The 11,847-nt window shown below is 27.1% G+C and carries 8 protein-coding genes and 1 rRNA gene; all 9 read right to left on the minus strand.

Annotated elements, in window-relative coordinates; all coding sequences use genetic code 11:
• Positions 1–44: 44 nt before the first annotated feature.
• Complete coding sequence (locus QOZ84_RS15140) at positions 45–671, minus strand: hypothetical protein (protein WP_284133766.1); 627 nt, start codon at positions 669–671, stop codon at positions 45–47.
• Between the two features lie 52 nt (positions 672–723).
• Positions 724–1,719, minus strand: a complete 996-nt coding sequence (locus tag QOZ84_RS15145; RefSeq protein WP_284133767.1) for an ATP-binding cassette domain-containing protein — start codon at positions 1,717–1,719, stop codon at positions 724–726.
• Positions 1,712–2,725, minus strand: coding sequence for an ABC transporter ATP-binding protein (locus tag QOZ84_RS15150; protein ID WP_284133768.1), 1,014 nt, complete (start codon positions 2,723–2,725; stop codon positions 1,712–1,714). The genes QOZ84_RS15145 and QOZ84_RS15150 overlap by 8 nt, the downstream gene beginning before the upstream one ends.
• 133 nt (positions 2,726–2,858) lie before the next feature.
• Positions 2,859–4,418, minus strand: coding sequence for an ABC transporter substrate-binding protein (locus tag QOZ84_RS15155; RefSeq protein WP_284133769.1), 1,560 nt, complete (start codon positions 4,416–4,418; stop codon positions 2,859–2,861).
• 72 nt (positions 4,419–4,490) lie between these two features.
• Positions 4,491–5,399 carry an ABC transporter permease gene (locus QOZ84_RS15160; RefSeq protein ID WP_331496609.1) on the minus strand — a complete coding sequence of 303 codons (909 nt, stop codon included), beginning with the start codon at positions 5,397–5,399 and terminating at the stop codon, positions 4,491–4,493.
• Positions 5,383–6,369: an ABC transporter permease gene (locus QOZ84_RS15165; RefSeq protein WP_284133771.1), complete on the minus strand. Its 987-nt coding sequence runs from the start codon at positions 6,367–6,369 to the stop codon at positions 5,383–5,385. The genes QOZ84_RS15160 and QOZ84_RS15165 overlap by 17 nt, the downstream gene beginning before the upstream one ends.
• A 187-nt stretch (positions 6,370–6,556) precedes the next feature.
• Entirely contained in the window at positions 6,557–9,754 is a 3,198-nt protein-coding gene (locus QOZ84_RS15170) for a sensor histidine kinase (protein ID WP_284133772.1), read from the minus strand.
• Between the two features lie 241 nt (positions 9,755–9,995).
• Entirely contained in the window at positions 9,996–11,561 is a 1,566-nt protein-coding gene (gene murJ / locus QOZ84_RS15175; RefSeq protein ID WP_284133773.1) for a murein biosynthesis integral membrane protein MurJ, read from the minus strand.
• A gap of 178 nt (positions 11,562–11,739) precedes the next feature.
• Positions 11,740–11,847: ribosomal RNA gene (gene rrf / locus QOZ84_RS15180) — 5S ribosomal RNA — on the minus strand; the annotation flags it as partial.

The following is an 11,847-nucleotide window of genomic DNA, read 5'->3' on the forward strand; positions in this document are numbered from 1 at the left end:
AAATAAAGCCTAATATTTTCATTAGGCGCTATTTTTATATCTATTTATTTTTGGTCAATTATAGTTTTTGTTGTATCTAATTCTTTAGCTATACATCTTTGGCTATTTATTCTCTCTGATATAAGCATTTCATTTACTATTCCTTTTAACTCATTTACTACGTTTTCTACATCATGTTTATTTATTTCTTCTTTATTATCAGTATGCTCAATTATAGTTTTTGTTGTATCTACATCCTTAGCTGTACATCTTTGGCTATTTATTCTTTCTGACACTAGTATTGTATCTACTACTTTTTTAGCTTCTTCTACTAAATGCTTAACTTCTTCTTCTGTAAATTCATATTTTTCATTTTTAACGTCTAATATAGTTTTTGTTGTATCTAATTCTTTTGCTGTACAGTTTTGACTGTTTATTCTTTCTGATACTAACATTACATTTGCCATGCCTTTTATCTCTTCTGTAAGCTTATGTATTTCTTTTCCAATTTTATTTAAATCATCTTGATTATATTCTTCGCTCTCATCTTTATGGTCTATTATAGTTTTTGTTGTATCTAATTCTTTAGCTATACATCTTTGGCTATTCTCTCTTTCTGATACTAGCATTACACCTAATAAACCTGATAAATCATTTTTTAAACTTTGTAATACTTCATTTAGTTTTTTCATGTCTTTCACCTCGTTGTTAAATTTTATATGTTCAATTATATAATTCCAAACATTATATTATATTTTTTACTATATTTCTCATATACCCATCATTATCTGGTTTCAATCCTAGTTTATCTATTTTTTGATTATATATACATAACTCTTTTTCAGATGCGTATATATAATGACCTGAAGAGACTTCAATCCATTTTGGTTTGTCGTCTGAATAATCATGTATACTCGGATTATATATTGTCTTTGTTCTTATTTTAGCATATTTGGGATCTGGAACTGGAATTGCTGATAGTAAGGATTTTGTATATGGATGTATTGGATTATTATATAATTCATTAGCTTGTGCTAATTCTACTAATTTCCCATTGTACATAACTCCTATACGGTCACTTATATGCCTAACCATTGATAAATCGTGGGCTATAAACAAGCAAGTCAATTCTTTTTTCTTTTGTAATTTTTTAAATAGATTTACGATTTGAGCTTGTAGCGATACATCTAGTGATGCAATTGGTTCATCTGCTATAATAAACTCTGGATTTATGCAAAGGGCACGAGCAATGCCTATACGTTGCCTTTGACCGCCCGAAAATTCTGTTGAATATCTATTAATATAACTTTTATCTAAACCTACTAAACTCATCATTTCATATACTTTATTTAATTGTTCTTCTTTATTATTATATATTCCTTGTATTTTTAAAGGTTCTGAAATAATATCACCAACTGTCATTCTTGGATTTAATGCTGAAGTTGAATCTTGAAATATTATTTGCATATTTTTCTTTAAAAACTTTTTTTCTTTTTTATATATTTTTTTCTCCGATATTTTATTTCCTTTGTATATTATTTCTCCGCTCGTAGGCTCATGTAACTTTATTATACTTCTTCCTAGAGTTGATTTTCCAGAACCTGATTCTCCCACTAATCCGAAAATTTCGCCTTTATAAATTTCAAAAGTTATATTGTCAACTGCTTTTACAACAGTATTTTTATCTAATTTAAAATGTTGGCTTAAATTTTTAATTTCTAATATTTTTTCTTTATTCATTTATAATCACACTCTCTCCCTTAGTTTTTATTTTAAGTGTGTCTTTATACAATAACCATGTTGATGCGCTATGTGTATCACTTATCTTAAACATTGGTGGTTCTTCAAAGTAATCTATTTTTAAAGCATTTTGATTTCTTATTGCAAAAGCATCTCCTTTTGGAGGGTTTATCAAGTTTGGAGGCTCTCCAGGTATATTGTATAAAAACTCATTTTCTGATTCTAACGTCGGTAGAGATGACATTAGTCCCCACGTATATGGATGTTTAGAATTATAAAAAATATCTTCTACTGTTCCTATTTCTACTATCTTTCCTGCATACATAACTGCAACTCTATCTGCTATTTCTGCAACCACCCCTAAATCATGTGTTATAAATATAATAGAAACACCTATTTTTTTCTGCAAGTCTTTCATTAAATCTATTATTTGTGCTTGTATTGTTACATCTAGTGCTGTTGTAGGTTCATCTGCTATTAATACACTAGGATTACATGCAAGTGCTATAGCTATAACAATACGTTGCCTCATACCACCTGAAAAATGGTGAGGGTATTGTTTAAATCTTTTTTCCGGGTTGTCTATTCCAACTAGATTTATTAACTCTATAGCCCTTTTTTTAGCTTCTTGCTTATTTATTTTATTATGTATTAATATAGCTTCTAATATTTGCTTGCCTATAGAAATAGTTGGGTTAAGAGCAGTCATTGGGTCTTGAAAAATCATAGATATATCTTTTCCTCTTATACTATTCATATATTTTTGCGATACTTTAGTTAAATCTTCACCCCTAAGAATCACTTCTCCACCTTCGATATATGCATTTTGAGGTAATATTTTTATTATGCTTTTACAAAGTACTGATTTTCCACATCCTGACTCTCCTACTATAGCTAATGTTTCACCCTTTTTCAAATTTAATGAAACATTTCTTACAGCTTCAACTTCTCCATCATCTGTTTTAAATTTTACAACTAAGTTATTAATCTCTAATATATTACTCATGTAATCATCCCCTATACTATTTAAAGCTTAAAGAGTCAAAAGACCCCTTAAGCTTTTTTATAATGATAATAATCATAAGAAATCATAAATTATCTATTTGCAGATAATTATTTTATAAATATTCTTTATTATATTATTCTATTGTCCAATCAACTATATTATTAAATATACCTACACCATGGTGTCCTAAAACTGTTTGTGGTGTTATACCTTTTACATTGCTCTTGCCAACATATATTGCATCTATATAAGATATAAATGTATATGGCATATCTTTTACCATTTCTTCTTGGAATTCTTTGTAATACTTAACTCTATCTTTATCTACATCTGTTTCTCTAGCTTTTTGAAGTAGTTCATCTACCTTAACATTAGAATACATGTTATAGTTTGAACCTTTATCAGTTCCAAACACTTTATATGTATGATCATCTGGGTCAAATGGACTACCCCATCCTATTAAGAAACTGTCTTGATTTTCCCAGTCCACTTCAGCTTTTACAGATACTTTTACATCTGCTCCAATTTCTTTTAATTGTTGTGCACATATATTTGCCATATCTATTCTAACTTGGTCGCCTTCTCCACATACTATTTCAAACGCTAACTTAGTTCCATTTTTTTCGTATATACCATCACTACCTTGTTTCCATCCACTATTTTCTAGTTTTTCTTTAGCTTTAGATGGATTATAATCAAATTTTTCTATATCAGGATTATTATATACACCTGCTTGAAGTGGAGAGTAAGCTACTTGTCCATGTCCTAATAATACACTATCTAGTATAGCTTTTCTATCTATTGCATAACTTAATGCATTTGGTAATTCTCTATTTCCTTTAAATAAAGGTGCATTAAAGTTATACATTATTCCTCTATAGTCTGAAGTTTTCATTATATTTTCTTTGAAATCTTTATTTCCATCAAATATTGACATATCTTTTGGAGTTACTTGAGCTAAGTCTAATTCACCTGATTTTAATTGCATTGCTTTTGCTTTTGCATCTACAACTATTTTAAACACAACTTTATCTAAACCAGGCTCTTTTTCAAAGTAGTCTTCATTCTTATCAAGAGTTATACTTTGACCTTTATCCCATTTTTCCATCTTAAATGGTCCTGTTCCTATTGGATTTTGATTGTATGGATCTGTTGTTATGTCTTTACCTTCTAATAGATGCTTTGGTAATATCCCTATTGTTAAATAATCAAGCATTGCTACGTTTGGTGCTTTTAAAGTTATTTTTATAGTAGTTTCATCTACTACCTCTATATTTTTTATATCTTCATAGTTTGATACTATTTCTGAAGCATTATCTGGATTCATTATTGTCTCTAAAGTAAACTTGACATCTTCTGCAGTAAATTTTTTTCCATCATGCCACTTAACATTATTTCTTAATTTAAAAGTATATGTATTTGATTTTTTATCAAGTTCCCAACTTTCTGCTAAACATGGAACTACCTTATTATTTTTATCGTGTGCTGTAAGCCCATTAAATATTAACGAATTTATTTCACCATGTTCATATAAAGCTGGATTTATACTTGTATAATCTCCGCTCCCATAAACCAAAACTTTTTCGTCAGATGACTTTGTTGAAGTATCCGCACCTTTATCAGTACTTGAACAACCTGCCATTAAACTTAAAATCATTGCTAAACTCATAATCTTTAATTTTTTAAATTTCATAATTTTATCCCCCTATTGTATATTTTTTCCTCTTATTTAAATAGATATTTAAAACACTTCCTAGTATTTCACTTACAAATTACTTAATTTCTTATTATTGTTTTTTCTTACATAATTACCTATGTTAGTTATGCAGACTAATGTAACCACTAAAAATATACCCGGTATTAATATTATCCACCACTGATTTGTTAATAGCGCTTGTTCTGATAATGAAAGCATACTTCCCCAAGATATAATTTCTATAGGCAATCCAATTCCTAAGAAACTAAGGGTCGATTCTATGGCAATAGCAAAACCAATGTTAGTAACTACCATAAACATTATAGATGACATAAAGTTAGGTAGTAAGTGTTGTCTCACTATATATACGAAATTACCTCCCATAGTTTTAGCTGCCAATATGTATTCACTATTTCTAATCTGTCTTACTTCACTTCTTACTATCTTTGCAATATTCATCCAACTAGTTATACCTATAACTATAGAGATAGAAATTGGTGTTGCATTTCCAAGCATAGCCTGGGTAAATATTATTATTAATATTGATGGTATACTAAGTATTATTTCAGTAAATCTCATCATAATTTCATCTATAATTTCACAACATACTCCACTAATACTGCCATATATAATTCCGATAAAAGTTGAAATTATTGTAGATAGTATACCTATCAATAAAGAAATTTTTCCTCCGTACCAAATCATTGAGAATATATCTCTTCCCATTGAATCTGTTCCAAAGTAAAACTCTTTATTTGGAGCTATATTTGAATTTAATAAATCCATATATGTTGCATCATGGTTTATTATTTTTGATGATAAAATGCATCCTAGCATAATTACACTTAGTAAAAATATTGATATATATGGTTTATCTTTAATCTCACTTACAAAACTTTTCCTTTTTACTTTTATATTCTTTTCTTGAATAATATAGTTTTCTCCTACTATTTCAAAATCACTATATTGTAATTTCACTGTTATCACCTCTATCATGTTTCATTCTAGGATCTATTTTATTATTTATAACTTGTGATAACATGTTTGCAAATACAACTAAAGCCCCGGTTAATAAACTTAAAACTAATAACATGTTATAATCATGATATTTTGCACTTTCAAAACAAAGTGATCCTAGACCTGGATATGAAAAAACTTGTTCTACTACATATGTCCCCCCTAATATATGAGGAACTGAAATTGCCATTATACTTATATATGTAGGCATTATGTTTCTAAAACAATGTTTATAAACTATAGCTTTTTTATGCAAACCTTTTGCTTTACATAACAAAACATAATCTTCTCTTATTTCTTCTAATAATTTATTCCTTACCATATATGTGTAATACCAAAGATGACTTAATATAAGAACTGATAATGGCAAAATTATATGCATTATTCTATTACCTATATCATTTTCTTGTCCCATTGAATAAGCTCCACTTGTTGGCAATATTTCTAAATTTATACTAAATATTAATATTAGCACCAAAGAAATCCAAAACGAAGGTATACAATTAGTTATAGTTCCTAGCTTACATATAAATCTGTCTATCAGCTTATCCTCATGAAGCGCACAAAATATTCCTAATATTAATGCTAATATAAAGGTTAATATGTATCCTAGTCCACCTAAAATTATAGTATTTATGTAAACGTCTTTTATAACGGTATATACATCTTGTTTGTATTTAAAAGATATTCCAAAGTCACCTTTGCATACATTCGATATCCATTTTCCATATTGAATATATATCGGTTCATCTAGCCCTAATTTCTCCATAGCATGATGTTTTTGTGTAGTACTCATTCTTTCTATGCCTTCTCCATAATAAGACCTTAAAGGATCTCCTGGAGACAATCTTGCCATATAAAATACAATTATTGATAATAGAAACATTACACCTATAAACTGAATTACTTTCTTTAATATATCCCTTAACAAAATAATCCCCCTCATTTATTTGAATTAAAACTTCTACTAATTCAAAAAAGCCAAAAAGGTATACACTCATCGTGTAAAACCTTCATGGCTTTAATTTTAATAGTTATTTTTTATCTATTTATTATTTCAGTCTAATTTTAGCATTATTTGTATTAAATGTAAATTCATTTTATTAATTTCATATTTTCTATAAAATTATAACGAATTTACAACCTTCATTTAAGTTACTTTCAACATATATTTCTCCATTATGTAAATCTATTATATGCTTTGTTATTGTTAGTCCTAATCCACTTCCACCCTTAACCTCTGCATGTACATCTACTATTTGGTTAAATCTATCAAATATTAAGTCATGATATTTCGGATCTATACCTATACCATTATCTTCAATACAGATCATTATTTTATTTTTCAATTCTTTTATACAAACTTCTATTTTACCACCCTCAGGAGTAAATTTAGCAGCATTTCCAACTAAGTTAACTATACATCTTTCTATTTCATATGCATCACACATTATAATTTTTTCTTCAATTTCAGGATCAATTATTAATTCAATCCCCTTGCTTTCTATGTACTCTTTCAATGATAATGTAGCCTCTTCAACTACATATACAATATCATTTTCTTTTAAATTAACGCTATATTTACCATGGTCTATTTTAGTTGTGTCTATTAAATTATTTATTAAATTTAATAGCCTCTTTGTATTTCTTCTCATTACACTCATGTATTGAGTTAATTTCTCTTTTTCTATACCTTTATCTAATTTATTAAATTCAGTTATTAATTGTTCTGTAGTGTAAATAACATTTAATGGTGTTCTTAGTTCATGAGATAAATTAATAAAATAATTATTTTTATTTCTTTCTAGTTGTATTAATTTACTTAGTAATTCATTGTTTACTTCCATTTCTTGACTTAGCTGTTCAGTCTTTTTTTGTACCACTTTATCTAAGTATTTCATCCTATTAATATATGAATATATTATCAATAACAATAAGAGAATATATATAAAGAAGGCTATTGTACTTTTATAAAATGGCGGCTCTATAGTAAAAGTAACTTTACTTTCATCTGTAATATTGCCATTATGGCTCCTAGCTTTAACTTTAAATGTATACTCTCCTGAAGATAAATTATTATAATTTATATCATTTGATTCTACTTCCCGCCAATCTTCATTTGCACCTTCTAAAATATAATAATATTGCACATTTTCACTGTTATTATAATCTGGTAAAAATACATTTATATTAAGAAAGTTCTCATTACATTTAAATTTCTTTCCATCTATATCGTTAAAATGTTTTCCATTAATTTCAAAATCATCAAATTCTACATTGGGTGTATACTTTTTTTTGCTTAATTGAGAAGGATAAAATGTGTTTAGTCCATTTATGCCTCCAAAGAAAAATTCATTTTTATCATTTTTATAAGTTGCTCCTCCATTAAATTCATTAGCTTGTAACCCATCTGTTACACCAAAATTCTCAAAAGTATTATTTTTAATGTCAAATTTTGAAATTCCTTTGTTAGTACTAAGCCATAAATTATTTTTTTCATCTACTAATATACCGTACACTATGTTATTAGCTAGACCATCTAAAGTGTTGTATCTTGTAAATATTTCAGTTTCTTTATCAAATTTATTTAATCCATAGCTAGTACCTATCCATAAATCACCATTACGATCTTCAGATATAGACCTTACAGTATCTGAGCTAATTGTTTTTTTATCTTTTTCTTTAGTCCTATACTTTTTTATAGTTTTATTTTTTGCATCTAGTCTTATTAGTCCCCCATCTACAAAACATCCTATCCAATATATTCCGTCTTTATCTTCATATATAACTCTTGCATATAGGGTATCTATATCAACTTTTTTTAATTCTTCCGTTATATCTTTTACTTCGCCTGTTTTTGTATTTAATATGCTTACTCCATCAGGTGTTCCTATCCAAAGTTTTTCTTTACTATCTAATAGCAAGCTCCTTACATTCTCTTCACAAATCCCGTCTGACTTATTATAAACAGTTATTTTATTTTCTTTTTTATCGATTTTATTTATACCATTGTTTGTTGCTATATAAATATAATTACCTTTTCCAGTTATATCGTTTATACAATTATTACTAAATAAATTATTTGTTGTTTCTCTGTTTAAGTGAGATATAGTATTATTTTTTCTATCTATAATATTTACGCCCTTTGAGTTAGTTCCTACCCACAAGAGCCCATCATCGTCTTCATATATTCCATGTATAGTATTTTCACTTAATGAGTTACTATCTAATGGATCAGTTTTATAATGTTTAATATTATTGCTTGAATCAAATACACTTACTCCTAGATACGTGCCTACCCACATCAAACCACTTTTATCTTGTATCATTGTGTATATATCGTCATCAACTAAACTATTTCTATCATATATATTATTTTTATATGTTGTAAAATTTTTACTTTCTTTATTAAATTGGGCTAATCCTTTATCTGTTGCAACCCATACTTTTTTATTTGTATCTTTAAATATGTCTCTTATGTAATTACCTGGAATTGAATTTTTATTATTCTTGTCATTTTTATATCTTGTTATTTGATTAGTTTTTATATCAATTTTATTTAGCCCTTGCTTAAATGTTCCTACCCATATATATCCATCGTTGTCATAGCAAAGTCCATACACATTATTTTCACTTATTGTATTTTCATTATCGCTATTATAAAACTTGTATACTTTTTTTTCACTTACATCTAACTTATTTAATCCCATTTTAGTTGCAATCCATATATCTCCATTACCATCTTGCTCTAAAGTATGTATAAATTGACTGCTTAATTCATTTTTACCTGAAAGTATATGTTTGAATTTATCCGTAGATTCATCATAAATATTAAGTCCTTTAGATGTACCAACTACAACTTTATTATCTTTTGTTATTAAAATATCTCCAATATTATTGTGTGATAAGTTACCTCTATCTTCATCAGAAAAGTAATTAGTTATTTCATCAGTCTTGCTATTTATTTTACTTAGGCCATTTGCTGTTCCTACCCATATGTTTCCTGCATTGTCTTCTTTAATATCAACTATATAATTATTAGCTATACTATTTTTAGATTTTTCATCATGCCTATAAACTTTAAAATTATAGCCATTATATCTATTTAAGCCATCATTCGTTCCCATCCAAATATATCCTTTTTTATCTTGAATCATAGTTTCTACTGTAGATTGAGATAAACCATCTTCATTTCTGATATTTCTAAAGTTAATATCTGATGCATAAGAAATCAAAACATTTATATTAAATAGTATAATACCTAAAACAGTAATACCTAATATTTTTCTTTTTTTTCTTTTTTTTACTTTTTTCATTTTTTTCCCCTTAATTTAGACAATAATTTTATATGTACTATTAAAAAGTATACTATATAATGGATTTTTTTTCCACAATATGGCTTTATGTTTGATACTTCATATGTTTTTAATCATCTTTAATCATAAATAAATACTACTACTTAAAGAATTACCTTTATTTTCATAAATGTATCTTATAAATTCAAACATAAAATAAAGTCCCTTTATAAGGACTTTATTTTTTATATTTTTTATTAAATTATCTTTTTATTATATTTATCATTTTATTATTTACTAAATTTACTATTTCTTTAGCTTCTTTAACGTTAAGTAATAATATCAAGCATACGTATACAATCAAACCTAATACAACACAGATAGAAGCAATTATAGCCATTAGTTCTCTGCTTTCACTAATCATATTTGCTCCAAATCCATATAATATATTGTATGATGATCTAATTACAATCCCCATTATTACAGCTGATAAAATTACTTTTGTAAATATAACTAAAATATTTTTTAATCCTATTTGTCCTATTTTTTTCCTTAAAGATACAAATAATAAAATAGTTGATACTATAGCTGAAATAGATCCTGCTAATGCAAGCCCCCCTATTCCCATATATTTCACTAAAACTATAGATAAAAATACATTTATAATTACTGACATTGTTGCATTTTTTACTGGTGTTTTAGTATCTTGTAATGAATAAAAAGCCTTCGATAAAATATCGTTTAGTCCATATGCTACAATCCCTATTGAATAATAAAATAGAGCTGTAGAAGTCAAATACGTAGCTCTTTGATCAAAAGAACCATTTTCAAATAATATCCTAACTATCGGTGTTGATAAATCCATAATCATTATCATAATTGGTACCATAGATATTATTATTATATTAATAGATTTAGATATATTTTGTTTGAAGTGTTTCATATTATTTTCACTTGCTAATTTTGAAAGTATCGGGTACATTACAGTTGATAATGATATAACTATAACGCCTACCGCAAATATATTTAATTTATTGGCATAGTCTAGAGCTGTTATGCTACCCGACTCTAATGTTGATGCTAGTGTTCTATTTACTACCGTATTTATTTGATTTACATATGACCCTAAAAATACAGGCATAACAAGGTATAATATTTGTCTTATATTCTCATCTTTTAAACTTATTACAAACTTGTGTTTATATCCTTTTTTTAATAGAAATGGTATTTGAAATAAAAGTTGTGCTACATATGCAAATAAAGTTCCATATACCATTACATATGAATTTGTCATAGATCCTAAAAATATTGCTACAATTACAAATATGTTAAATGGTATACTTACTAGTCCTGATATATATACATTTCCAGACCCTACTAAAAATGATGATATTAATCCATTTGTAGCTATAAAAATCATAGAAAATAATAAAATCCTAGAATATCCTACTGTAAGGTCTAGTACTTCACCTTTAAATCCCATTGCAAATATTTTAACTATATATGGTGTAAATATCATTCCTATAATAATAAATGCTATACTTATTATTACTATAATATTTAATATGTTACTTGTGAATTTATGTATTCCTTCATTACCTTCATTCTCTTTTATATTGAAAAACATAGGTATAAATGTGGTTCCAAGAGATGCACTTATACCCGTAAATAATACAACTGGTATATTTAATGCTGTAAGATAAGCATCTGTTATATTTCCGGCTCCAAATGTTTGTGCTAGCACTATATCCCTTAAAAAACCAGTTACCTTAGATACTAATATTATAATCATTAGAATAATTGCAGTCTTCTTAGTTGTTTTAGACATAAGTAATCCTTTCTATTAATGTATCTATATTATATATTTTTACCTTATAATTTATTTTCATAATCAATTATAAATAATTATTACAAATAATAATATCATTCTTTTCATAAGTAGAAAATAAAAAGTTATATATATGCAAAATAGCACCCCCATGATTGGAGATGCTAAAAAAAAAATTACGTGGCTACGTCTTACTCTCCCAGGCAGTTGCCCACCAAGTACCATCAGCGCTAAAGAGCTTAACTTCTGTGTTCGGAATGGGAACAGGTGTATCCTCTTTGCTATA

The sequence above is a fragment of the Romboutsia sedimentorum genome (assembly GCF_030131845.1).
GTDB lineage: Bacteria > Bacillota > Clostridia > Peptostreptococcales > Peptostreptococcaceae > Romboutsia_D > Romboutsia_D sedimentorum.

Excerpts from the sequence above, each read along its gene's own strand:
- QOZ84_RS15140 (WP_284133766.1), bottom strand. The coding sequence starts at position 671 with ATGAAAAAACTAAATGAAGTATTACAAAGTTTAAAAAATGATTTATCA.
- QOZ84_RS15145 (WP_284133767.1), bottom strand. The coding sequence starts at position 1,719 with ATGAATAAAGAAAAAATATTAGAAATTAAAAATTTAAGCCAACATTTT.
- QOZ84_RS15150 (WP_284133768.1), bottom strand. The coding sequence starts at position 2,725 with ATGAGTAATATATTAGAGATTAATAACTTAGTTGTAAAATTTAAAACA.
- QOZ84_RS15155 (WP_284133769.1), bottom strand. The coding sequence starts at position 4,418 with ATGAAATTTAAAAAATTAAAGATTATGAGTTTAGCAATGATTTTAAGT.
- QOZ84_RS15170 (WP_284133772.1), bottom strand. The coding sequence starts at position 9,754 with ATGAAAAAAGTAAAAAAAAGAAAAAAAAGAAAAATATTAGGTATTACT.
- murJ (WP_284133773.1), bottom strand. The coding sequence starts at position 11,561 with ATGTCTAAAACAACTAAGAAGACTGCAATTATTCTAATGATTATAATA.